The following is a 24,886-nucleotide window of genomic DNA, read 5'->3' as shown; positions in this document are numbered from 1 at the left end:
TTCCTGTGCCTCTTTACAGTAAGTGAAAGTTACTTTTTGGCAGGACTTTCCGGTTCCTCTGCCAGAGCTACGGACTGAGGGACCTCAGTCAACTTATTGTAGCAGGAGAAGGCGCTTTCCACAATTTCCCGGTCCGGCGCTTTTGTAAAAAGGCTGATGATTGGAACCAGAACCAGACCGGTGAGCATGGCAAAGGCCCCTGCGTTGATGGGGGACTGCAAAAATGCAGGAAAAGCATTCCTGAAGAGCATGTTTGCAATCATCAGCCCCGAACCGTAGAGAAAGCTGAACCAGACAGAAACTCTGGATATCCGCTTCCAGTACAGGCCGTAGAGAAAAGGAGCCAGGAACGATCCGGCCAGCGCGCCCCAGGAGATTCCCATCAGCTGGGCGATAAAAGTGATATTGGCCTTATATTGAATGATGGCCAGCACGGCGGAAATTGCGATAAAGCAGACAATCAGCAGGCGGATCATCAGGATCTGTTTTTTTTCGTCCATCTTTTTCATCACAGTCTCTTTCAGAAAATCCAGAGTGAGGGTGGAACTGGAGGCCATAACCAGAGAAGAAAGTGTGGACATGGAGGCGGACAGCACCAGAATGACCACCAGGCCGATGAGGATTTCCGGAAGGCCGGAAAGCATGGCCGGAATGACAGCGTCGTATCCTTCGGCTCCAATATCGATCTGCCCGGCATAAAGCCTGCCGAAGCCGCCCAGAAAATAGCACCCGCCGGAAACGATCAGGGCAAATACTGTGGAAATCACGGTGCCTTTATGGATCGAGCGTTCGCTTTTGATCGCATAAAATTTCTGCACCATCTGAGGGAGGCCCCAGGTGCCCAGGGAGGTGAGCAGAACTACGCCCAGCAGACCTATGGGGTCCGGACCGAAGAAGGAGGCAAACACTCCCGGCTGGGCGGAAACCGCTGTATCCTCCACCTGCGCCAGCTGGTTCAGTGCTTCCATAAATCCGCCGTTGCTGCCCAGGACAGCCGCAATCACAATTACAATGCCAAAGAGCATGATGATTCCCTGTATAAAATCATTGATCGCAGTGGCCATGTATCCCCCTGCAACCACGTATATTCCAGTGAGGACAGCCATGACCAGAATGCAGACAGTATAATCAATGTGGAAGGCCATCCCAAACAGGCGGGAAAGTCCGTTATACAGAGAGGCAGTATAGGGGATCAAAAAAACAAATACAATGGCAGAAGCCGTGATTTTCAGAGCTTTGCTGTCGAAACGGCTGCCAAAGAACTCCGGCATAGTGGCGCTCTCCAGATGCTGAGTCATGATCCTGGTACGCCGTCCCAGAATCACCCAGGCCAGAAGGGAGCCGATCAGCGCGTTGCCCAGGCCGATCCAGGTGGAAGCAACGCCGAATTTCCAGCCAAACTGCCCGGCGTAACCCACAAAAATAACAGCGGAAAAATAGGATGTTCCATAGGCAAACGCAGTCAGCCAGGGCCCCACGGACCTGCCGCCGAGAACAAAGCCGGAAACATCTGCGGTATGCCTGCGGCAGTACAGGCCGATCCCTGTCATAGCTGCAAAAAATACAACCAGCATTAAGAGTTTCAGAAACATGATAAAAGTACCCCCTTGGTGTAGTTTAACAAATTAAAGCATTAATGCGTTTAACTGATAGAGTAAATGTACCTGATTCCAAGGGATTTGTCAATCATATTTATTGACCGATCGGAAAAAAAGTGGTACGATGTGACAAAATCAGCAGAAGGATGGGCGGAGCATGGATATTTATAGCTGTATGAAACAGGAACAGGAGTATTTGATTCAGTGGAGGAGAGAATTCCATCAGGACCCGGAACTGAGCGGCCGGGAGTACAGGACTGCCGGAAAAATTAAGGCGGAACTGGAACGGCTGGGAATTGAGTCCTGCAGGATAGGAGAAACAGGCGTTTTAGGAGTGATCTGCGGAGAAGGAAAAGGAGAAAGAAAAGTTGCGCTGCGGGCGGACACGGACGCTCTGCCGGTGGAGGAAAAAGAGGGCCGCGCCTATGGTTCGAATAATCCGGGAGTCATGCACGCCTGCGGCCATGACGGGCATACCGCCTGCCTGCTGGGAGCGGCAAAGGTGCTTCAGGAGAACCGCAGAGAGTTCGGCGGCCAGGTTCTGCTGCTGTTCCAGCCAGGAGAAGAAACGGGTCTGGGAGCAGAGGATTTTCTGCGCTCCGGTGTGCTGGACGGGACAAAAAGGATATTCGGACTCCATATGGCCCCGGAGCTGCGGGCGGGAACCATTGGGATTAAGGAAGGGCTGAATAATGCTGCAGTAGATCAGTTCTGCGCGGATATCACAGGAAAAGCTGCTCATGTATCAGTCCCGCAAATGGGGGCTGACGCCCTTTATATGGCTTGCCAGGCTGTGGTGGCTCTGCAGGGGATCGTGACAAGGCGTACATCCCCAACGGATCCGGTTATCATCGGAGTGGGAAAAATGACGGCAGGCAGCACATATAATGCAGTAGCTTCAGGAGCGCGGCTGGAAGGGACTGTCCGCACCATATCCCAGGAAAGCCGCAGAAGCGTGAAGAAAATGACAGATGAAACGATTAAGCGGACTGCAGAGCTTTATGGAGGAAGGGCGGAAGTAACCTGGACAGAAATTGCCCCCCCTCTGATCTGCCATGCCAAAGCCTGTGAAGAAGCCCGAACAGCAGCAAATCAAATCTTTGGAGAAAAGAACGTGATTGCGGACCGGCCGCTGTCCCTGGGGGGAGATAATTTTGCGGAATACTTGTTCAGGCTACCCGGTGCATATGCCTACCTGGGTTCCGGAAATCCCGCGAAACCGGACACCACAAACTCCCTCCATCACGAAGCGTTCGACCTGGACGAAGCCGTTCTGGCGCCGGGAGCCGCATTCCTGGCAGCCTGCGCTCTGAACACCCTGAAATGCCCGGAATAGAACAAGCATACGATTACCTTGCCAAAATCTGGGGTGTATGGTATAATGTCGTCAGACATTATACGCGCCGGAGCGCCAGCGAAATGCGCATACCAGCACAAAGTGCGCCATATCAGCGAAGCAGATATGGTATAATGTCGTCAGACATTATACGCGCCGGAGCGCCAGCGAAGTGCGCATACCAGCACGAAGTGCACCATATCAGCGAAGCGGATATGGTATAATGTCGTCAGACATTATACGCGCCGGAGCGCCAGCGAAATGCGCATACCAGCACAAAGTGCGCCATATCAGCGAAGCAGATATGGTATAATGTCGTCAGACATTATACGCGCCGGAGCGCCAGCGAAGTGCGCATACCAGCACGAAGTGCACCATATCAGCGAAGCAGATATGATATAATGTTCACGAAAACAATGAGCAGTGCAAAAACGTAACGCCTGAAATTCACGTTGAACCCGCACAAACAAAAAGGAAAAACAATGATCGGATATATCAAAGGAGAACTGACGGAAGTCCTGCAAGACTCCGTTCTGATAGAGAATCAGGGGACCGGCTGGCAGATTTATGTGCCTGGAGCGCTGTTTCAGTCGCTGCCGCCCATAGGAAGCAAAATCAAGCTGTATACATACCTGCAGGTAAAAGAAGACGGTGTATCACTGTTCGGCTTCTATACCAGAGATGACCTGGAAATATTCAAAATGCTGATCAGCGTCAGCGGGATCGGCCCAAAAGGAGCGCTGGGCGTGCTGTCAGTGATGACGCCGGACGACCTGCGTTTCGCAGTGCTCTCAGACGATGCGAAAGCAATATCCAAAGCGCCGGGAATCGGGCATAAAACAGCCCAGAAAGTGATTCTCGAGTTAAAAGACAAACTGAAGCTGGAAGACGCATTTGAAAAGAAGCTGTCCCATCAGACCGCAGCGGCAGCGTCCACGGATGCAGTTCAGGAAGCGGTCCTGGCCCTGACAGCTCTGGGATACGCCAATTCAGAAGCGCTGCGGGCTGTCCGCCAGGTGGACGGCGGAGCAGAAATGGATGTGGAGAGCCTGCTGAAGGCCGCATTAAAACAAATGAGCTTTTAAGGACGGGTTATGGAAAACAGACGTATTATTACCACAGAATATGTGGAAGAGGATCAGAAAATAGAAGGCGGCCTGCGGCCAAAACTGTTTTCAGAATATATCGGCCAGCAAAAGGTGAAAAGCAACCTGAAGGTCTATATTGAAGCAGCGAAAAACAGAGGGGAAGCATTGGACCACGTGCTTCTGTACGGCCCGCCCGGCCTGGGAAAGACCACGCTGGCGGGGATTATCGCCAATGAGATGGGCACAAACCTGAAGATCACCTCCGGCCCGGCGATTGAAAAGCCGGGAGAAATGGCGGCCATACTGAATAACCTGCAGTCGGGAGATGTTTTATTTGTGGACGAAATCCACCGCCTAAACCGTCAGGTGGAAGAGGTTTTATATCCGGCCATGGAGGATTTTGCCATTGATATTGTAATAGGCAAAGGCGCAGCGGCCCGTTCCATTCGTCTGGACCTGCCTCAGTTTACCTTGGTGGGAGCCACTACCAGGGCCGGGCTTCTTACTGCGCCTCTGCGGGACCGGTTTGGCGTGGTAAACCATCTGGAATTTTACAATACGAAAGACCTTACCACAATTCTGATGCGCTCCGCGGAAGTTCTGGGCGTGGAGCTGGAAGCGGAGGGGGCGTTGGAAATGGCCAGACGTTCCAGGGGAACGCCCCGCCTGGCTAACCGGCTGCTGAAACGGGTCAGGGATTTTGCTCAGGTGAAATATGAGGGTGTGATTACAAAAGACGTGGCGGAGTTTGCTCTGGATCTTCTGGAAGTCGACCGCCTGGGCCTGGACAACGGGGACCGGAAGATCCTGGAAACTATTGTTAATAAATTTTCCGGCGGGCCGGTAGGCCTGGAAACCCTGGCCGCAGCGCTGGGAGAGGATGTGGGAACCCTGGAAGAGGTTTATGAACCCTACCTGATCCAGAACGGTCTCCTGCAGCGTACGCCCAGGGGCCGTATTGCTACGGAAAACGCCTATCACCACCTGGGACTGGAAATTCATAATTAAACCTTGTGGTTTATGCTGCTTTCGTTTATAATGATATCATGTTATCTCCGATAACATGATCCCTTTTGGGAAAATAGGATGCCCGGCGGGGGCAGGGAGAAACGGATATGGAGACGAAGAATTATACGGAAGTTCTGATTGACGGGAAAATATATACGATGGGCGGCTATGAGGAAGAAGGATACCTGCAGCGGGTAGCCTCCTACCTGAACGCCAGGATCGGAGAACTGAAGCAGCAGAACGGTTTTATGCGCCTTCCTGCAGATCTGCGGACCATTCAGATCTATCTGAATCTGGCAGACGATTACTTTAAAGCCAGAAAGGTGGCGGAGGACGCCAGCAGAAAGCTGAATGAACAGGAAAGAGAGCTGTACCAGATCAAGCACGATCTTGTGACTGCCCAGATGAAGCTGGAACAGCTCCAGCGAGCGGCGGAGCAATCCTCTGCCGTGGCTGCGGAACAGACAGAGTATCTGCAGGACCGGCAGGAACAGCAAACAGCAGCCAGGACAGAAAACAGGCAGCAGAAACAGTCCCGTAACCATTCCAGGCGTCAGGGAGGGCAGTACAATAATAATATGCAGAAGAAGCAGTATATGCCTTCCGCTGATGGAAAAGAACCAGAAAAAAATAACGAAGGGGGCCGCTGACCGCAGCCCCTGCTTCTGTTTTGTGAGGTAAGGTATGAGAAAACTGGAATTGCTGGCTCCGGCTGGCTCCTACGAAAGTCTGGTGGCGGCGGTAAATGCGGGCGCGGACGCTGTATATATCGGCGGCAGCAGGTTCGGGGCCCGGGCTTACGCGGATAATCCGGAAGAAGACATGCTTCTGAGCGCCATAGACTACGCACATCTGCATGGCAGGAAAATCTATCTGACAGTGAATACACTGATGAAAGAAACAGAGCTGTGTGAAGAGCTCGTTTCTTATCTGACGCCCTATGCGGTTCACGGGCTGGACGCAGTGATTGTGCAGGATCTGGGAGCGCTGAAGATGATAACGCAGGCCTTTCCGGGCCTGGACCTGCACGCCAGCACCCAGATGACCGTCACGGGGCCGGAGGAAGCCCGTCTTCTGATGAAAATGGGAGTGAGCAGAATTGTAACAGCCAGAGAACTGTCTTTGCAGGAGATCCGCAGGCTGTATGATGCTACAGGAGCTGAAATTGAAAGCTTTGTGCACGGCGCGCTGTGTTACTGCTATTCTGGACAGTGCCTGTTCAGCAGCCTTGTGGGAGGCCGGAGCGGAAACCGGGGACGGTGCGCCCAGCCCTGCAGGTTACCTTATCAGACGAAAGGGAGCAGCAGAGAGCAGCCCTATCTGCTCAGCATGAAGGATCTGAACACGCTGGAACTGCTGCCGGAAATTGCTGAAGCCGGCGTTTATTCCCTGAAAATTGAAGGGCGGATGAAACGGCCGGAATACACGGCGGGAGTGGTGCGGATCTATAGAAAATATCTGGATCTTCTGGAAGAAAAAGGTCCGGAAGGATATTTTGTGGATGAGAGGGACCAGCAGGAGCTGTTTCGTTTGTTTCACCGCCGGGGGTATACTGAAGGGTATTACAGGCATCATAATGGAAGAGAGATGATATCCCTGGAAGAGCCGGACAACCGGGAGAGCCAGGAAGCGCTCTATTCTTCTCTCCGCAAAGAATATCTGGACCGGCCGCTGCGGGAACCGGTGTGCGGCAGAGCAGTTCTGGAAGCAGGGAAGCCTGCCAGGCTGGAAATACAAAACGGCACAATATCCCGGGTCTCAGAAGGAGCGGAGGTACAGGCGGCGCAGAAACAACCGCTATCCCAGGAAGTTGTGCGGAGGCAGCTGGAAAAAACAGGGAATGAGGTTTTTTACTGGAAGAATCTGGAGGTCTGTCTGAAGGGAAACTGCTTTTTGCCCATGGGAAAGCTCAATGAGCTGCGAAGAATTGCTTTTGAAGAGCTGGAAAAAGCTATTTTAGAAAAAGCCAGAAGAGATCTGAGGGGTGATACGGCGGCAAAACAGTCCGGATTGCCTGGAATGCCGGATGTCCAGGTCCGGCGGAGAGAAGAATGGGAGCTGTTTCAGGAGCGGCCTGATCTCGCCTGGTCAGCTTCCGCTGAGACAGAAGAACAGCTGGCTGCTGCGCTGGAAAGCCAGCTGATTTCCAGGATTTATCTGGATTCCATGATCTGCGGGCCGGATCGTATCGGAGAGCTGGCAGGCGCTGTACATGCCGCAGGCAAGTCCTGCTGGCTGCTGACGCCGCAGATATACCGACCTGAGGCTGAAACTTATTTTCAAAAATATCGGGAAGAATATAGAAACGCAGGATTTGACGGAGTTCTGGCCGCCTGCGCGGAGGCCGGGGAAGCGATGAGGGGGCTGCGGATTGCGGATGATTTCATGGCGGACCACATGATATACAGCTGGAACAGTCTGTCCAGAGAGGTGCTCCGGGAGTGGGGATATCAGAAGGATACGGCTCCTGCAGAGCTGACTTCCAGAGAACTGAAGCAGCGGGGCATGAAAGGCAGCGAGATGATCTTGTATGGCAGACTGCCCATGATGGTGACGGCAGGCTGCATCCAGAAAACAGTAAAAGGGTGCGCCGGACATGAGGGGACGCTCTGGCTGAAGGACAGGATGCAAAAGAATTTTCCTGTTAAAAGCCATTGCAGGTATTGTTATAATACGATTTACAATACAGCGCCGCTATGGCTGCTGGACCAGGCGGAAGAGGCCGGGAAACTGGGATGCGAAAGCTTTCGTCTGATATTCACCACAGAGGGCAGGGAAGAGACGTCATTGATATTGGAGCAGGCGCAGACGGCTGCGGCCGGAGGCAGGCCGGTTCCGGAAGGAGAATTCACCCGCGGGCATTGGAAGCGCGGCGTGGAATAATTAAGGTGATAATGTGGCAACAATATTTACTGTAGTAACAAAATATATCATGCTGTTCCTGATGGCCCTTTACGCCTGGGACAGCCTGACAGTGATCCATCTGAAGACTCAAAGCCAGCTCAGCTGGAAGTACCATAAGATGCTGGCGCTGACGCTGATGTTTCATCTGACTGCGTATGCGACCATTTTTATCAATACGAAAAATACCGGCGTACTGGTATTTTACGGCCTGCAGCTGCTGTTTTTTGTTTTGTACCATGTGGTGTACCGGCGGCTTTATCCCCGGTCCAGCCGCCTTTTCCTGAACCATACCACCATGCTGCTGGCTGTAGGGTTTGCAGTGCTCACCAGGCTTTCTGACGCGGACCAGCTTCTGGATATAACCACCGCGCTGGGAAACAGGGCGGTAAAGCAGTTTGTGCTGGTCTGCGGAGCTGCTGCGGTGACGCTGTTTGTGCCAAAATTCATTGAAAAACTGAGGATTAAAAAGCGGACGGCGGAAATCCTGGGCGTGGGAGGCCTGCTGATGCTGGTTTTGGTGGCGCTGCTAGGCAAAACCACCTATGGCGCGAATCTGTCCTTTGACTTCAAAGTGTTTACCCTGCAGCCCTCGGAATTTGTGAAGCTGACTTTTGTTATCCTAACAGCCATGCTGCTTCAGGTAAAAACAGATTTTAAGCGAGTCTGTTTCGCCACTGCTGTGGCGGGGAGCCATGTGATTATCCTGGTAGTTTCCAACGACCTGGGAAGCGCCCTGATTTATTTTCTGACTTATCTCGTGATCCTGTATGTGGCTACGCACCAGCCGCTGTACCTTTTCGCCGGGCTGGGCTGCGGCTCTGCCGCTGCGGTAGCCGCCTATTTTCTGTTTTCCCATGTGCGGGTCAGGGTAGCGGCCTGGCAGGATCCATGGTCGCTGATTGACAAGGACGGCGGATACCAGATCACCCAGGGACTGTTTGCCATTGGTTCCGGCGGCTGGCTGGGTTCCGGCCTGTACCAGGGAATGCCGACGAAAATTCCGGTGGTCAGCAAAGATTATATATTTGCGGCGATTTCGGAAGAGTTCGGCGGACTGTTCGGCGTATGCCTGATCCTGGTATGCCTGAGCCTGATCCTGTACATTTTCAGAATGGCAACCAAGGTAGGGGAATCATTTTACAAACTGATCGCAGTGGGCTTTGCAGCGCTGTACGGCATACAGGTCCTGCTGACGGTGGGAGGCGTGACAAAATGGATTCCCCTTACCGGCGTAACGCTGCCATTTGTCAGTTACGGAGGCAGTTCGATACTCAGTACCTTTTTGATGATTGCAGTGCTGCAGGGAATTTATATCCTGAAGCGGAATGAGGATGAGGAAATTGAAAGAAAACGAAAAGAGAGGAAACTCCGGGGGAACAGGGCCGCGGCAGGAACAGCGGGGAGCGGCAGAAGCAGAAAGACAGGAGAAAAAGCAGGCCAGAAAGAAACAAAACAGAGAAATTAAAGTGATGGCTGTCACCTTTGGACTGATTTTTGCCGGACTGATGTGTTATTATGGATATTTCTTGTCTGTTCAGGCGGATCAGGTGATCAACAATCCCTATAACACCAGGATTGCCGCAATGGCGGGCAAAGTGATCCGGGGCGACATCACGGATAAGAACGGGAACCTCCTGGCGACCTCCCAGGTGCAGGAGGATGATTCTGTGCTGCGGGTCTACCCTTACGGCAGGACCTTCGCCCAGGCAGTGGGATATCATTCCAAAGGCGGTTCCGGCATAGAAGCTGCCATGAATTTTGAATTATTATCCTCTCACAGCGGAATCCTAAAAGGGCTGGTCAATGACGTTACCCATCAGAAAGGGCAGGGGGATACAGTGGTGACCACATTGGACGCCCGGATCCAACAGGCTGCCTATGATGCGCTGGGAGATTATTCCGGGGCGGTTGTGGCTATGGAGCCGGGAACAGGAAAGATTCTGGCCATGGTTTCAAAGCCGGATTATGACCCGAACCAGATCAATGAGATCTGGGACAGGCTGGTGGGAGAGGGCAGCACAGAAACCTGTCTGCTCAACCGGGTGACCCAGGGTCTGTATCCGCCGGGCTCCACGTTTAAAATTCTAACAGCTTTAGAGTATATCCGGGAGCATCCGGATGACTGGGAAGATTATACCTATGAATGCGACGGCGCTTTTGAATATGGAGACTATACCATCCGGTGTTCTGAAAATGCGGTGCACGGCCATATGACGGTGCGCAGCGCCCTGGCAAAAAGCTGCAACGGGGCTTTTGCCAATATGGCGGAGAGCCTGGATAAAGATGCCATGCGCAGCCTGTGCGATGCGGTGGGCTATAACAGCAGGCTGGATATGGCTCTTCCCCAAAGCGCTACCAGTTTTCCGATTGACCAGAATACCGATACCTGGCAGATGCTTCAGTCTGTCATCGGCCAGGGAAAGACACAGACCACGCCGCTGGTCAATGCGCTGATGGCGGCTTCCGTAGCCAATGGCGGGACGATTATGAAGCCGTACCTGATCGACCGGGTGGAGGGCGCCAACGGAAAGATCCAGGAGAAAAATATGCCCCAGTCCCTGAGCAAAGTGATGACGCCTGAGGAAGCGGAGCTGATGACAGAGCTGATGGTGGGAGTCATTAACGAAGGCACCGGATCGGTCGGCGGCTCCGACCAGTATCAGGTAGCGGGCAAGACCGGTTCCGCCCAATATGACAGCAGCGAGAATACCCATGCTCTTTTTGTGGGATTTGCACCTGCAGATAATCCGAAAATTGTGGTCAGCGTAATTGTGGAGCAGGGAGGTTCCGGGGGCCGGGTAGCGGCCCCCATAGCCAAGGCCGTGATGGACGCGGCCCTGCTGCAGTAAAATAAGGAGGTAGAACATGAATCAGAATTATGAAAAGCTGGAGGAACAGCTGAAGCGCGCGCAGGCGCTGCAGGCTGCTTCCACCATATTCAGCTGGGACAACGAAACCCTGGCGCCGGAAGGAGCCGTAGAAAAAACATCCGTCTATATGGGCCAGCTGTCCATGGAGTATATGAAGGTGATGACCTCACCGGAAATCAAAGAGGCGGCAAAAGCACTGGAAGGCGGAGAGGGCCTGACAGAGGTCCAGCAGGCGATAGCCGAAAAAGTGCGCAAGGATATCCACGACATGGATGTGATTCCGCCGGAAGAGTACCAGGCATATTCGGAACTGACGGCCAAAGCAGGGACAGTATGGGCAAAAGCGAAAAAGCAGAATGACTACAGCCTGTTTGCCCCGGTTTTAAAAGACCTGATCAGTTATCAGAGAAAATTTGCAGGATACCGGGCAAAAGACGGGCAGAGGCTTTACGATGTGCTGCTGGAGGATTACGAAGAAGGCTTTACAATGAAGGAACTGGACCGCTTTTTTGACCGGATGCGCAAGGAGATTGTGCCTCTGCTCAAGGAAGTCAGGAAAAAGCTGGACATGATAGACAGTTCTGCAGTGTTCCAGGAATATGATATTGAAAAGCAAAAGGAATTCAGCAGATTTCTGGCGGAATACCTGGGATTTGACTTTACAAAAGGCGTACTGGGGGAGAGCGAGCATCCTTTTACCGACAGTCTCCACAATGAAGATGTGCGGATTACGAACCACTATTACCCAGATAATCTGGAAAGCGCCATCTTCTCTGTGATCCATGAGACGGGACATGCGCTGTATGAAGGGGGCAACTCTGACGAGGTGACAATGACTCCCGTGCAGGGCGGCGCATCCTGCGGTATGCATGAGTCCCAGTCCAGGATGTTTGAGAATGTCATCGGACGGAGCAGGGCATTCTGGGAGCCGATTTACGGAAAACTTCAGGAAACCTTTCCGGAACAGCTGGAGAACCTTCCCCTTGAGGATTTTATCAGGATCATCAATCGCGTGCATCCGGACCTGATCCGTACAGAGGCGGACGAACTGACTTACTGTCTTCACATTATGGTCAGATATGAGATGGAAAAGAAAATGATAGAAGAATGTTCTGTGGAAGACCTTCCTGAGATGTGGAACAGCTTGTATGAAGAATATCTGGGAATCCGCCCGGAGACGGATACAGAAGGGATTCTGCAGGATGTGCACTGGTCCTTCGGCGGGTTCGGGTATTTTCCTTCTTATGCTTTGGGAAATGCGTTTGCTTCTCAGATCTATGCCCAGATGGAAAAAGATCTGGAGGTGGAACAGCTGCTGAAAGAAGGAAATCTGAAACCGATCCGGGAATATCTGAAAGAGCATATCCATCAGTACGGGGCGTCCCGCAAGACCCGCAGGCTGCTGAAGGATCTGACCGGGGAAGAGTTTAATCCCGATTATTATGTGGACTATTTGAAAAACAAATATACAGCTCTTTATGAACTGAATTAAAAATACTGGTAATATCGCCGGCCGGGTATCCGGCCGGAGTGTGAGGAGGAAAGTGAAATGAGTGAAACATGCAGCCATAACTGCAGCAGCTGCGGAAGCGACTGTAAGGAGCGCACAGCCCCGCAGAACATGAAGGAGGCCCTGCATCCCCAGGCAGAAGTCCGCAAGGTGATTGCGGTAGTCAGCGGAAAAGGGGGAGTGGGAAAATCTCTTGTAACATCCATGATGGCAGTGGCTATGAGACGAAAAGGGTATGAAACCGCAGTGCTGGACGCGGATATCACAGGACCGTCCATTCCAAAAACCTTTGGAATCCATGGCCGGGCGATGGGCAGTGAGGAAGGTATTATTCCGGCGAAAACCAGAACGGGAATTCAGATGATGTCCGTCAACCTGCTGCTGGGGGATGAAACTGACCCTGTGATCTGGAGAGGTCCCATTATAGCCAATACAGTGAAGCAGTTCTGGTCAGAAGTGATCTGGAACAATGTGGATTATATGTTTGTGGATATGCCGCCCGGAACGGGAGATGTGCCTTTGACGGTGTTCCAGTCCCTGCCGGTGGCCGGAATACTTGTGGTGGCCTCCCCTCAGGAGCTGGTGTCCATGATTGTGGAAAAAGCGGTGAAGATGGCGGAAATGATGAATGTGCCGGTGCTGGGCCTGGTGGAGAACATGTCTTATTTTGAATGTCCGGACTGCCACAAGCGCCATGCTATTTTTGGAGAAAGCCATATGGATGAAATCGCAGCGCGCTACGGGATTGCCAATGTAGCAAAGCTTCCCATTGATCCGGAACTGGCAAAACTCTGTGATGAAGGCAGAATTGAAGAATATTCTGGTTCCTGGCTGGAGGATATGGCCGGGATGGTCCAGGGGCTGTAATAAAGCATAAGCGACACGCCGCAGGCGGGGAATCCCGCGAGCGGGATTCTTATTCCATAGGAAACTGCTTTCCCTATGCAACAAAACCCTCCGGGGGATGCGCACTACGCGTTAAGGAAATATGGCCGTGAAAGCGGCCCCGCTTCGGCGCGAGAGTCCGGCTCGCCGGACTCTTTATTCTATGCGGGCCGGGCGCTCTTTATGAAGTGCCTGGCCTTTTCATATCGCCTCCTTTTATATATCATTCGCAGGATTCACATGAACCATGATGTGTTTCACGTCAGGGAATTGACGTTCTACATTGGAATGCACCTGTTCAGCGACTTCATGAGCTTCTCTCAAACATTTACTCCCATCCACCTGAATCTCTAAATCTACATAGATTTTATTCCCGAACATTCTGGAGCGGAGCATATCCACGCAAATCACGCCGTTCTGAGCGGATACATACTCTCTCAGTCTTTTTTCATAATCTTCTCCGCAGGAAGTATCCAGCAGTTTCACAATCGCATCTTTCAAAATATCATAGGACACTTTTAAAATAAACAAACAGATCACTACACTTGCCACAGAGTCCATTACCGGAAATCCCATCATAGCGCCAGCTACGCCGATTAAAGACCCGATGGAGGAAAAAGCGTCTGACCGGTGATGCCATGCGTCGGCCATAAAAGCGCTGGAGTTGATCAGCTTTGCATAATAGCGGGTATACCAGAACATGGCTTCTTTTCCGGTGATTGACACAAGTGCTGCACAAAGCGCAATTGCGCCCGGGATGACGGCGCTTTCATTGCTTTGGATCAATATATTTTCAAGCCCAGACTTACCGATACCCAAGCCCGTAGCCATTAAAACAATGCCCAGGATCAGGGAAGCAACACATTCCAGGCGTTCATGGCCATAGGGGTGTGCAGAATCTGATTCTTTTTTAGAAAGTTTTACACCGATCCATGCAATGAGCGTGGTGAGCACATCTGAAAAAGAGTGAATGGAATCTGAAATCATGGCATGGGAATTGCCGGCGATTCCGGCGAAAAACTTAAATCCGGACAGTATTACATTGCCGAATACACTGACCAAAGACAGCTTTCGGATGACGAGGGCTTCGTTCACATCTGATCGTTTTGCCGTTAATCGGGTCATAGAAGAATCCTCCTGAGAAAGAGTTCTTATAAAAAAGTACCCGTGGAACATACAGTTGTCCCACAGATGCATGCAATGCAAAGCGTGTTTATACATAATATTCAATTTGTCAATAGAAGGTTCTTGGAAATATGGCCGCTGAAGCAGCAGAGTTTCTGCGTGAGAGTCCGGTGAGGGGGATTCTTTTTCAAGATAAACAGAAAATAACAGAAGAATTTTGGAAATGACAGCACAGCAATGCGTTTCTTGTAAAAAAGCAGGCCGGGAAAAATAAATCATTTCCCCGGCCTGCGCCATTATTTCGTACCAAAGATTCTGTCCCCTGCATCCCCAAGCCCAGGGCAGATATATGCGTTTTCATTCAGTTGCCGATCCACATGACCGCAGTAGATCTGTATGTCAGAATGCGCTTTTGACAGGCGCTCCAGGCCTTCCGGAGCGGCAATAATGGACATAAATTTAATTGTCTTTCCTCCGTGCTGTTTGATAAAATCTACAGCAGCCACCGCTGAGCCGCCGGTAGCCAGCATGGGATCAGTCACTACGATGGTGCGCAGATCGATGGGATCCGGCAATTTACAATAATACTCATGAGGCTCATGTGTCTCAGGATCGCGGAACAGGCCGATATGTCCCACCTTGGCGCTGGGTGTCAGAGCCAGGATCCCGCTGACCATGCCCAGGCCGGCCCGGAGAATCGGGACGACAGCCAGCTTTTTTCCGGCAATCATGGGCGTCATGCAGGTTTCCAGGGGGGTTGTGATCTCCACGTCTTCCAGAGGAAGATCGCGGAGCGCTTCATAGCCCATGAGCATGGCGATTTCCTCTGTCAGCCGGCGGAATTCATTTGTACCGGTATGGATATCCCGAAGCATGGAGATTTTATGCTGGACCAGCGGATGATTGATTACAGTGACATTTTCAGGGTACATTTTTATTTTCTCCTTCCGTTTTGTTCGGGGGCAGCGTCATTTCTGTCCGGCAGAATCATATTCATGATAACGCCTACGATTACGGCGATAAACAGTCCGGAGAGATTCAGTGACACAGGTCCCAGCTGCAGCTGAATGCCGCCCATGTTGCTGATTCCCAGGCCGAGAACCAGGATGAGACCCACAATGGTCAGGTTCCGGCTGTGGGTGAAGTCCAGATTGGCTTCTGCCAGAGAGCGGATTCCCACTGCTGCGATCATGCCGAACAGCATGATTTCTACGCCGCCTTTAACCGGATCCGGAATGGTCTGAAGAATAGCGCCGAATTTACCCACAAAGCCCAGGATAATAGCAATTACCGCGGTGAGGCGCAGCAGAAGCGGATTATAGTTTTTCGTAGTTGCCAGAACGCCGGTATTCTCAGAATATGTTGTATTGGGAGGCCCTCCCAGCAGGCCGGCCAGACAGGTTGCCAGGCCGTCGCCCAACAGAGTGCGGTGCAGGCCTGGATCTTTCAGAAAATCCTTGCCGACCACGGCGCCGTTGGTTGTGATGTCACCGATATGTTCCATAAATGTAACCAGCGCGATAGGGGCGATGGATAAAATGACGCCCAGATCAAACTTCGGCAGGCTCATAAAGGTGACGCCGTTGGAATCCTGTGTTACAAAAGGAATATTCACCCAGGCGGCATCCGCAATAGGCTGGAAATTCATCTGGAATACGCCGCAGGCATTGAGAATGACACAGAGAAGATAACCTGCCGCGATGCCGATGAGAATGGGAACCAATTTGAAGAATCCCTTGGCAAACATAGAACAAATAATCACAACCGCCAGAGTGAATGCCGCGATGCCCAGATTCAAAGCCAACTCTCCGGTCATTCCGCCGGAAAAAGAAATCTGCCCGGAGGCGTCGCCAATGGCAGTGCCCGCCAGATTGATCCCGATTACCACGATCACAGGCCCGGTCACCACCGGAGGGAAGAAGCGGCGGATTTTTTCGGCTCCTACCAGCTTTGCGATCAGCGCAAAAAGCAGGTACAGCAGGCCGGCAAAAATGATTCCTCCCTGAGCCAGAGGGATTCTGGAAGGATCCACCAGCATGGAACCGTCGGCCGAAGGAATGGTGCGGATCACAGCGCTGAGAGCTGTCAGAAAAGCAAAGGATGAGCCCAAAAATACGGGCACCTTGAATTTCGTACAAACATGAAATACAAGAGTGCCCAGACCGGCGGATACCAGTGCCAGAGATGGATTCATACCTGTGAGCAGCGGCACCAGAATGGTGGCGCCGAACATGGCGAATAAGTGCTGAACGCTCAGCAGATAGTCGCGAGGTTTTAGGTCTTTCATATCGTCCTCCTTAAAATTTTCTGAATATGATTGTACCAGAAGTTTATGAAAAATTCAATTTTATTTTCTGATTTTTTTATAGAAATTTGTTATTAAAATGAAACATCTAAACCATCAAAAAAATCATCATAAGTGCAGTTGTATATTTTCTTTAATTCAATTAAAACGCTGATTTTAATATTTAAACGCCCATCGCTGATTAAGGGATTTTTTTGGACATCACGATCACACTGCCGGATAGCTGTTCCACTTTATGAAATCCATATTTTTCATAAACCCAGTACGGATTGAAGCCTTCGCTCCATTCATATATCCCGATCCCTTCAATCACTTTGCGATGGAATAAGCCATATATTTTTTCCAGATGACACATTAATTCATCAATCATTTCGGCTCTTGGAATTCCGTAACCCACTTCATAACAGCCGACAGATAAACAGTCCTCATCATTTCCAATAGTTCCTGTCATAAAACCGTATTTCTGTAAAATTTCTCTTGGCAGCACTTCCAATAATCCAATCACTTTTCCATTATATTGCGCAAAAATACCTGCAGTTTCTTCTGTTTTCCAGACTTCTGAAAACACCTGGGATTTCAGTCCAATACATTCTCTATGATACCGTTCAGGAGGATTTCCAAAAGGATAATTGCACAAACACATGGACATTTCTGTGAGGCAGTTTTCTCGCGTAATAGGCAGGAATTGAATTTCACCTGAATAAAGCTTAGTTCTGAACTGCTCTTTCTCCAGACCCTTCCCAATGCTTTTTTCTTCCTCTGGTTCTTCAAAATCCTTTTCGATATTAAGCGCATCATAAATCCGGCTTCTGTTTAAAGGAACCGTATCAATTTTTTTATTGCAATAATATACATCTATAAAACAATTTTCATCGATTCTACGGCCGATACTCATTTCCTGCGGGCGGAGATGATACGGGATGATATTTATCTGAACGTCCGTCCCTTCCAGCCAATGTTTTAATTTTCCAATCATTGCGCCAGTGGACTCACAAATGGGTGAATAGATCACATCAACTGTTCTCATAAGCGGCTCCTTCTTTAGAATCATTTTTATTTGTATTGTACCATATGCAGACAAATTTTTATATTCTTTTTTTGATCGGAAACCATTCTTGCCTAAGGTTGCCGGTTGATGTATAATTTAAATAAATCCAGTGACTTACGGCCTAAAAGCCGGATTGCTTATAAAACTGGCGCCTTCAGGCGGAACGGATATTTTGTGGAAGAGAGGATATAATATGCTTGCCTGTACTTATATCGAAAAGGGAAAATTTCAGCTGGTGGAGAAACCGAAGCCTGTTCTGCAAAATGACAGAGATGCGATCGTCCGGGTCACGCTGGGGAGCATCTGCACCAGCGACCTGCACATTAAGCATGGGAGCGTGCCGAAAGCTGTTCCGGGGATTACAGTGGGGCACGAGATGGTTGGAGTGGTGGAAGCGGTGGGGGCTGCTGTGGCCTCTGTGAAGCCCGGAGACCGGGTGACAGTGAACGTAGAGACATTCTGCGGCCAGTGCTTTTTCTGCAAAAATGGCTGGGTCAATAATTGTACGGACGAAAATGGAGGCTGGGCTTTGGGCTGCCGTATCGACGGCGGACAGGCTGAGTATGTCCGGGTGCCTTATGCGGACCAGGGGCTCAACAAGATTCCAGATTCAGTCACCGATGAACAGGCGCTGTTCGTAGGAGATGTGCTGGCGACAGGCTATTGGGCGGCACAGATTTCCGAAATCAGGAACAGTGATACAGTGCTGGTGATCGGAGCAGGGCCCACTGGTATCTGCACGCTGCAGTGCGTGAGACTGATGGAGCCGAAGCGGATTATTGTCTGTGACAAGGATGAACAGAGGCTCCAATTTGTCCGGAAAAATTATCCGGAAGTCCTGACCGTTGGTCCTGAAAATGTCCTGGAATTTGTAAAAGAACACAGCTGCCACAATGGAGCGGACGCAGTGCTGGAAGTGGCCGGAGGAAAGGACACTTTTAAAATGGCATGGGAATGCGCGCGCCCCAATGCGGTTGTAACTGTTGTTGCGCTCTATGAAGAAGCGCAGGCGCTTCCTCTTCCTGAGATGTACGGAAAGAATCTGATTTTTAAAACCGGAGGCGTGGACGGCTGCAGATGTGATGAAATCCTCAGACTGATCGAGTCTGGAAAAATTGATACCACACCTTTGATCACCCATACTTACCCGCTGCGCCAGATTGAAGAGGCCTATCGTATTTTTGAAAATAAGCTGGACGGTGTGATCAAAATTGCAATTACTGCGGATGAGGGAGAGTGATTCAGATGAAGCGTTTATTATGTGGTTTTATGGCGGTTTTATTATTATGCAGCGGATGCGGAGGAAATACTGTGAAACAGAGCGGATATCAGCAAATCACGCAGGAAAAGGCGAAACAGATGATGGAACAGCAGGATGTGGTTATTCTGGACGTCCGGGAGAAGGACGAATATGACAGCGGCCACATTCCGGGAGCCGTGCTGCTGCCGGTGGGAACCATTGATGAAACCAGCGCTGCTACCGTGATTCCGGAAAAGGATTCGGTTGTACTGGTATACTGCCGCAGCGGAAACCGCAGCAAAGCTGCGTCAAAGGCTTTGGCCGAACTGGGCTATACAGAAATATATGAATTTGGTGGGATCAATACCTGGCCTTATGAGACAGAATAAACAGGCTGTATTGAAAAAATAAAAAATTATGCTTGCGTTCGGCCGGAAAATATGCTAAAATAACTACCGTTGTTTGAGGAGCCGATGTGGCGGAATTGGCAGACGCACTTGACTCAAAATCAAGCGGGTAACACCGTGCCGGTTCGAGTCCGGCCATCGGCATCATAATAAGTCAATACAAAATATGTTCAGCAAACAAGCCTGCATTTGCAGGCTTGTTTGTTGTCTAAAAAATTAAATTTGAGAAAATGGGTGTTTCCCGCTGAGGACTGATCTAAATACTCATATAATTGAAAAATACTCTTCATCGGGTGACAAGTTAAATAAACCTACGGAGAATCGCACTGCGGCGTAAGGAATTACGTCGCTGGTGCGAAACGCCTCAGGCGGGGAAGCATGCCAGTGATATTCTTTCTCACAAAAGAAATCAAAACAAGGTTTTCAAAGAAAACCTTATCCATGACCGTTCCCAAGTCCGTAAGGCCGGCGTTCTTCGGGTCAAGGATATACAGGACAGCATTAGTACGCAATATGGCTTCAATGATAGTCAAGATAGAATACGTCTGACCGCCACCAGTTCCTCACAGATAAGGGCATGGGGGAGAGCGTCATACTCCCAGACAAGATTTTTCATCAACCGCAAGCCCCAGTTTTCTGCCTGTACTTCCGCTATGGAAATGCGGTTTGCTATCATGTCATAGAGCAGGGTATATTCCACGCAGCCGTCATACAATAGCTTGTCGGTCAGCTCACAATACAGACCGCTTTCCAGCTTATCTTCCAACTGCAAGAGTAGGTCTTGATCCCTTTTGACTTACTGGATTGCAGGTCAGTGAAAGAGCTGTTTCCCTGTGTTGTCACTACTTCATACCAGCCATTATCTAAAATAATACGTGCCAACTTTTAGCGGTGTATGAGCTGTTTGTAATAGCCATAGCAGAAGAGGTAATACAGAAAAGCGACCAGTACACAGATACCAGTCGCTACAATAGACTTGCCGCTGGCTCTGATACGCTTTCTTTTATATTTGTAAAATACTATAAATTTTCCTTACTTGGCATGAAAAAAGCAATCAGTCATATAGACTAACTGCTTGTGGTATTTAATATGAAGTTATAGAAAAACTGGAATTTAACTGTCATTAACCGTTTAAAATAATTTTTAGCAAATCTGTATAATCAAAATCATTTACATTGGTTTTGATTTTATAGTCAATTAGCTTAACCTTAGAAATTCCTCCACTATACAAAACAATATTAAAATCGGAACACTCTATACCCACAGTTTCCATAGGAAGATAACATGAACTATACCTTATGCCATCAGGAGTATCTTCTGAAAGAATATTGCATAATTGATTTGTGAGATTGTAATATTTATCAAGTTGATTTAATACTCCAAATTTCATAGGGAGTTCTAATGCACTATTTTCAATTACCTCATTTATGTCCGCTAAATCATCTAATGCTAATAAACCATAATGAGAATCTAAATAAGAAAATAACTCTTCATTTCTTGAACTACGCGATGGTGCTATCAAAAAAGCATTTAAAATCATTCCAGCCAAGTTTTGAAGCATGTTGTTTGTATGATATGCCAGATAACCTCCAACTTCGATATTCGCTGTGGCTTCATAAATTCCCAATGCATATTTATCATCTTTTTTTATATGAGCTTCTAATAAACAAATTGTTTCTGTGCTTCCTAAATATAGTGCCTCCTGTCCTTTAATATTTGCTCTATTTTGTGGTTTATGTGGCGGTGCTTTCCATTGATTTGGATTTGAAAAATCGGTATTATCTTCATAACATCTAATACGGTATAACTTAGTTCCTCTGGGGATAATACTTTTACCAAAATCATATTTCAATCCAAATTTATATAATGTAACATAATTAGCAATTACTTCAAGAAAGTTAGAAGCTTCCAATAGTAGGCTATATTTTGTTTTTTCAATCTCATCATTGCATCCACTATTTAAACTATTAAGGTATTTAACATATGCTTCTTTCAGATTTACTTGTGCCATCAACAAACATTCTCCCTTGCAAATTCTAATTTATAGGGATATTATACAGCTATTCAATACTATTAGCAAATCAAATCAGCAGTTACTTATTTTTTACTTTGTGACAGCTGGTTATTATGATTTTGTGGGGTTCCTGCTGGCGTGGTATTTGCTACTGTGCCTGCAATAAGATTGACAAGTTCCACCTCTGTGTTGTAGTCAAATTCCTTTATGGAAAAATCAAAAACATGGCTGGTTAGTGATTAAGCATCTGCTTATTGCTTCGAGTTTTAATAAAATTGGCAGGGAACATGCAGAGGTTTTTGAAAGGAGGATAATGTGCAAAAAGCTAAGGGATTTGCAGGGGTAAATAAACTATATACAAAAACTTTTTTCAACGGCGGTGAAATATGGATAGAACATTTGGATGGAATTTATGAATATACAAACCTCGCTATTGAAAAGTTTCAAAATGATTATAAGCAGCTTAAAAGACCTTCAATGTCTTCACTGATTGCGATAAATCATGACGAAACAGCCTTTGATGCTGGGCTGATGAATGTTATTGTAGAAACATCTTAATGTGAATCTCTTTATTCAGCAAAAGTCTATTATGAATGGACTTGTGCTATAAAACGGATGTCCTTTCTATTTTCTCCAAAAAGTCGTGCATTCCGCTTTATCCATACAATTAAAGCGGATTATTTGTTCCAGCAGAGTATAATTTACTGGTTCATCCCACCTGATTCGAAAAAGCATTTTGCTCTGGCCGTACCCGGCTTTTGCAATTTTTTCTTGAAATTGTGCCATTCCCGCCTGCTCCGGAGAAACAGACAGATGATTGCGGGATGCACTGAAGCCTATAATAAATGTGCCGTGATCCGTGAACATGGGCTGATTCCATGCAATTCTTGGTTCCAGATTTGAAAAATGGCTGCTGACCCAATCTAATACCTCTTCCGTGCGAACCCGCTGCCGTTCGTCGGTAAGCTGTTTTATATACGCTGAAAAATCATTCATTCCGAACCTCCTCTGATTTAATTCCTGCTGGGAATAGTGTGCGCCGGTTTTTAAATTTTATTTCCATGGGGCTGATAAGGCACTACCGGAAACCTGATGGAATAAGATAAAGTAAAATCGATCAGGAGGCGGAGTTTTGGCAATTCGGATTTTTATTGATCAGGGCCATAATCCAAGCGGGCCAAATACTGGAGCGGAAGGAAACGGCCTGCGGGAACAGGACGTCACCTATAATGTAGGGATCTATCTGGCAAGCCTGCTCAACGATGATTACAGGTTTGTTGCGCGTGTTTCAAGAACCTCCCCGGATGCAGTACTTGGAACCAGCAATGCCACCAGCCTGCAGGCCCGCGTCAATATGGCTAATACCTGGCCGGCAGACTATTTTATCAGCATCCACTGCAATTCCAATACAAATCCTGCCATCAACGGCAGCGAAGTCTATGTTTACAGAGAGAATTCACAATCCTACTGGCTGGCTCAGCATATTCTGGAAGGCATTGTGGAGCGCGTGGGCACCAGGGACAACGGCGTGCGTCTGAATCCTTCCCTTTATGTTCTGCGCAGGACTGCCATGCCGGCTGTGCTGGTGGAACTGGGATATTTGAGCAATGCTTCTGACGCGCAAAAATTGCGGGACGATCAGAGGGGATTTGCCTGGGGAATTTACAATGGCCTGCTAAGCTATTTCGGCTTTGCACCGGTATAAAATCACCGGTATATTTCCATGGATCGTCTCACCCGGAATAGCCGGAACAGAAAAGGCCTGCGGTTTTTCATCGCGGGCCTTTACAGCATCTGCCTGCAATCAATAGAGCTGCAGGTGCGGCAATGCGCTTCGTGTTTTATGACTGTAACAGGAGCACAGCTTGCCTTCTGTTGTCATAAAATGAAACAGAGGCAAAAGATTTGCCAGTAATAAGAACAGGAGTTGATGTTGATGTTTGATTGTTATAATGGAGAATACGGAAACTGCTGCGGGTGCGGAGGAAGAAAGTGCAGCTGCTGCGCCCCGCCTCCCTGCCCGCCTCCGGCGCCTCCCTGTCAGGGAGGAATTACCGGCCCCACCGGCCCCACCGGCCCTACTGGCCCTACCGGTCCTGCAGGCCCGACTGGCGCTCAGGGTCCTGCAGGTGCTGCCGGAGTCACTGGTATGAGAGGTCCCACGGGGCCGGCCGGACCATCAGGTCCTACTGGCCCCACCGGTTCTCAGGGAGTGCCTGGGGAGAGAGGCCCCACCGGTCCTGCAGGACCGGCTGGCGCTCAGGGTCCTGCAGGTGCTGCCGGAGTCACTGGTATGAGAGGTCCCACCGGCCCTGCGGGCCCCACTGGTCCTGTAGGCCCGACTGGTCCTTCCGGACCCCAGGGGGTCCAGGGAATCCAGGGAATGCAAGGGGAACAGGGGATTCGCGGTGTTGCAGGCCCCACAGGAGCCACCGCTTCAATTATTCATCCGCTCCCCCATTAAAAACTGAAATTGTTGATTCCCCGGGGCTTACTGAGGAACAGGATAGGAAACATTATATTCGAGCCAGTTGACCCATACAGAAGTCCGGGCGCCGTTTTTTGATACAAACGTGTGTACCTCACATAAGGCCCAGAGACTGGTAGCCGGATTCTGCTGGCGAATTTTCATCCAGTGTTCTTCCTGAGAATCACTGTACAGAACATCATCCAGTGAAACGCGGGAAGTAATCTGAGTGTTATCAAGTTTCTGAACTTCAATGGTCCCAAGTCCATAAATGCTTGTTCTGCGTATATCGCACAGCACAGGAACTGTGGTATCCTTTGGGCGAATCGTAATTTTTACTGCAGATGTGGATATATTCTGCACAGAGAGAATCAGGTTTTCCAACGGAATATCAATAAAGCTGTTCAACTTAGATAAGTCAGAATGATAAGTGATTGGGGATACATATAGGTTGGGACTGGTTAAATTCTGACTGCCACTTTGAAAGCTGATCTTGTAGCTGGTTGGAGTATTCTCCGCTACTGCAATATCAGGGGCGGGACCGGTCTGGCCTGCTATACCCTGAGGCCCGGTGGGCCCGGTAGGTCCGGTGGGGCCTGCAGGTCCAGTGACGCCCCTTTCGCCTTGCAGGCCGGTAGGCCCAGTGGCCCCATCGGCTCCAGTGTCGCCTTTATCACCCTGGGGCCCGGTAGGTCCGGTGGGGCCGTCGGCTCCAGTGCCGCCCTTTTCCCCCTGCAAACCGGTGGGCCCGGTGGGCCCAGTGGGACCATCAGCCCCAGTGACGCCCCTTTCGCCTTGCAGACCGGTAGGTCCAGTGGCCCCATCGGCGCCAGTGTCGCCTTTATCACCCTGGGGCCCGGTAGGTCCGGTGGGGCCGTCGGCTCCAGTGCCGCCCTTTTCCCCCTGCAGACCGGTAGGCCCGGTGGGCCCAGTGGGACCATCAGCCCCAGTGACGCCCCTTTCGCCTTGCAGGCCGGTAGGCCCAGTGGCCCCATCGGCGCCAGTGTCGCCTTTATCACCCTGGGGCCCGGTAGGTCCGGTGGGGCCGTCGGCTCCAGTGCCGCCCTTTTCCCCCTGCCTG

At 49.8% G+C, this 24,886-nt stretch carries 22 protein-coding genes, 1 tRNA gene and 1 pseudogene; 15 read left to right on the top strand and 9 right to left on the bottom strand.

Annotated elements, in window-relative coordinates:
* Positions 1-29: 29 nt before the first annotated feature.
* Positions 30-1,592: a sodium:solute symporter family protein gene (locus EV209_RS00655; RefSeq protein ID WP_130432055.1), complete on the bottom strand. Its 1,563-nt coding sequence runs from the start codon at positions 1,590-1,592 to the stop codon at positions 30-32.
* A 181-nt stretch (positions 1,593-1,773) separates the two neighbouring features.
* Between EV209_RS00655 and EV209_RS00650 the strand changes: the two genes are divergently transcribed.
* The 9 genes from EV209_RS00650 to EV209_RS00610 all read left to right on the top strand — a co-directional run bounded on the left by EV209_RS00650 (position 1,774) and on the right by EV209_RS00610 (position 13,181).
* Complete coding sequence (locus tag EV209_RS00650) at positions 1,774-2,934, top strand: M20 metallopeptidase family protein (protein ID WP_243647461.1); 1,161 nt, start codon at positions 1,774-1,776, stop codon at positions 2,932-2,934.
* Between the two features lie 482 nt (positions 2,935-3,416).
* A complete protein-coding gene (gene ruvA, locus EV209_RS00645; RefSeq protein ID WP_130432051.1) occupies positions 3,417-4,019 on the top strand; it encodes a Holliday junction branch migration protein RuvA in 603 nt (200 codons plus the stop codon).
* Between the two features lie 9 nt (positions 4,020-4,028).
* Positions 4,029-5,030: a Holliday junction branch migration DNA helicase RuvB gene (gene ruvB, locus EV209_RS00640; RefSeq protein ID WP_130432049.1), complete on the top strand. Its 1,002-nt coding sequence runs from the start codon at positions 4,029-4,031 to the stop codon at positions 5,028-5,030.
* Between the two features lie 107 nt (positions 5,031-5,137).
* Positions 5,138-5,680, top strand: a complete 543-nt coding sequence (locus EV209_RS00635) for a cell division protein ZapA (RefSeq protein WP_130432047.1) — start codon at positions 5,138-5,140, stop codon at positions 5,678-5,680.
* 34 nt (positions 5,681-5,714) lie between these two features.
* The gene (locus EV209_RS00630; protein WP_130432045.1) at positions 5,715-7,913 is read left to right on the top strand and encodes a peptidase U32 family protein; all 2,199 of its coding nucleotides are present in this window, start codon (positions 5,715-5,717) and stop codon (positions 7,911-7,913) included.
* A 13-nt stretch (positions 7,914-7,926) separates the two neighbouring features.
* A complete protein-coding gene (locus EV209_RS00625) occupies positions 7,927-9,399 on the top strand; it encodes an FtsW/RodA/SpoVE family cell cycle protein (RefSeq protein WP_130432043.1) in 1,473 nt (490 codons plus the stop codon).
* A 4-nt stretch (positions 9,400-9,403) separates the two neighbouring features.
* A complete protein-coding gene (locus EV209_RS16550; protein ID WP_330520831.1) occupies positions 9,404-10,783 on the top strand; it encodes a peptidoglycan D,D-transpeptidase FtsI family protein in 1,380 nt (459 codons plus the stop codon).
* 16 nt (positions 10,784-10,799) lie between these two features.
* Positions 10,800-12,296: a carboxypeptidase M32 gene (locus EV209_RS00615; protein WP_130432039.1), complete on the top strand. Its 1,497-nt coding sequence runs from the start codon at positions 10,800-10,802 to the stop codon at positions 12,294-12,296.
* A 57-nt stretch (positions 12,297-12,353) separates the two neighbouring features.
* A complete protein-coding gene (locus tag EV209_RS00610) occupies positions 12,354-13,181 on the top strand; it encodes an Mrp/NBP35 family ATP-binding protein (RefSeq protein WP_130432037.1) in 828 nt (275 codons plus the stop codon).
* Positions 13,182-13,415: 234 nt separating this feature from the next.
* Here the strand turns inward: EV209_RS00610 and EV209_RS00605 are convergent, their stop codons facing one another.
* From EV209_RS00605 to EV209_RS00585, 4 genes are all read right to left on the bottom strand, one after another.
* Entirely contained in the window at positions 13,416-14,324 is a 909-nt protein-coding gene (locus EV209_RS00605; RefSeq protein ID WP_130432035.1) for a cation diffusion facilitator family transporter, read from the bottom strand.
* A gap of 296 nt (positions 14,325-14,620) precedes the next feature.
* Entirely contained in the window at positions 14,621-15,256 is a 636-nt protein-coding gene (upp, locus tag EV209_RS00600; RefSeq protein ID WP_130432033.1) for a uracil phosphoribosyltransferase, read from the bottom strand.
* 2 nt (positions 15,257-15,258) lie between these two features.
* Entirely contained in the window at positions 15,259-16,611 is a 1,353-nt protein-coding gene (locus tag EV209_RS00595) for a uracil-xanthine permease family protein (RefSeq protein ID WP_130432031.1), read from the bottom strand.
* A gap of 199 nt (positions 16,612-16,810) precedes the next feature.
* Positions 16,811-17,656 (bottom strand): hypothetical protein, encoded by an 846-nt coding sequence (locus EV209_RS00585; RefSeq protein WP_130432029.1) that lies wholly within the window; start codon positions 17,654-17,656, stop codon positions 16,811-16,813.
* A gap of 214 nt (positions 17,657-17,870) precedes the next feature.
* Between EV209_RS00585 and EV209_RS00580 the strand changes: the two genes are divergently transcribed.
* The 3 genes from EV209_RS00580 (at position 17,871) to EV209_RS00570 (ending at position 19,468) form a co-directional block, all read left to right on the top strand.
* Positions 17,871-18,917 (top strand): alcohol dehydrogenase, encoded by a 1,047-nt coding sequence (locus tag EV209_RS00580; protein WP_130434084.1) that lies wholly within the window; start codon positions 17,871-17,873, stop codon positions 18,915-18,917.
* Between the two features lie 5 nt (positions 18,918-18,922).
* On the top strand, positions 18,923-19,306 hold the full coding sequence (locus tag EV209_RS00575) for a rhodanese-like domain-containing protein (protein WP_130432027.1): 384 nt from the start codon (positions 18,923-18,925) through the stop codon (positions 19,304-19,306).
* A gap of 80 nt (positions 19,307-19,386) precedes the next feature.
* Positions 19,387-19,468: transfer RNA gene (locus EV209_RS00570), tRNA-Leu, on the top strand.
* A 286-nt stretch (positions 19,469-19,754) separates the two neighbouring features.
* On the opposite strand, the pseudogene EV209_RS17035 reads toward EV209_RS00570, so the two are convergent.
* A pseudogene (locus tag EV209_RS17035) lies at positions 19,755-20,111 on the bottom strand (ATP-binding protein); the annotation flags it as partial.
* A 336-nt stretch (positions 20,112-20,447) separates the two neighbouring features.
* Positions 20,448-21,335 (bottom strand): RES domain-containing protein, encoded by an 888-nt coding sequence (locus EV209_RS00560; RefSeq protein ID WP_130432025.1) that lies wholly within the window; start codon positions 21,333-21,335, stop codon positions 20,448-20,450.
* Positions 21,336-21,653: 318 nt separating this feature from the next.
* Here EV209_RS00560 and EV209_RS00555 point away from each other — a divergent pair, with 318 nt between their 5' ends.
* Positions 21,654-21,896, top strand: a complete 243-nt coding sequence (locus EV209_RS00555) for a hypothetical protein (RefSeq protein WP_130432023.1) — start codon at positions 21,654-21,656, stop codon at positions 21,894-21,896.
* Between the two features lie 66 nt (positions 21,897-21,962).
* Here EV209_RS00555 and EV209_RS00550 read toward each other — a convergent pair whose 3' ends face one another.
* On the bottom strand, positions 21,963-22,334 hold the full coding sequence (locus EV209_RS00550) for an iron chaperone (protein ID WP_130432021.1): 372 nt from the start codon (positions 22,332-22,334) through the stop codon (positions 21,963-21,965).
* Between the two features lie 136 nt (positions 22,335-22,470).
* Between EV209_RS00550 and EV209_RS00545 the strand changes: the two genes are divergently transcribed.
* Together EV209_RS00545 and EV209_RS16540 are read left to right on the top strand one after the other, a co-directional pair.
* Positions 22,471-23,043, top strand: a complete 573-nt coding sequence (locus EV209_RS00545) for an N-acetylmuramoyl-L-alanine amidase family protein (protein WP_130432019.1) — start codon at positions 22,471-22,473, stop codon at positions 23,041-23,043.
* Between the two features lie 231 nt (positions 23,044-23,274).
* Entirely contained in the window at positions 23,275-23,802 is a 528-nt protein-coding gene (locus EV209_RS16540) for a collagen-like domain-containing protein (RefSeq protein WP_330520458.1), read from the top strand.
* Positions 23,803-23,829: 27 nt separating this feature from the next.
* On the opposite strand, the gene EV209_RS16760 is transcribed toward EV209_RS16540, so the two are convergent.
* Positions 23,830-24,886 (bottom strand): collagen-like domain-containing protein (locus EV209_RS16760; protein WP_207220560.1); only part of this gene is annotated, 1,057 nt, incomplete at its 5' end.

Source organism: Cuneatibacter caecimuris (genome assembly GCF_004216775.1).
GTDB classification, from domain to species: domain Bacteria; phylum Bacillota; class Clostridia; order Lachnospirales; family Lachnospiraceae; genus Cuneatibacter; species Cuneatibacter caecimuris.
The sequence above is the reverse complement of the archived record's forward strand: the minus strand, read 5'-3'. Positions and strand labels throughout refer to the sequence as shown.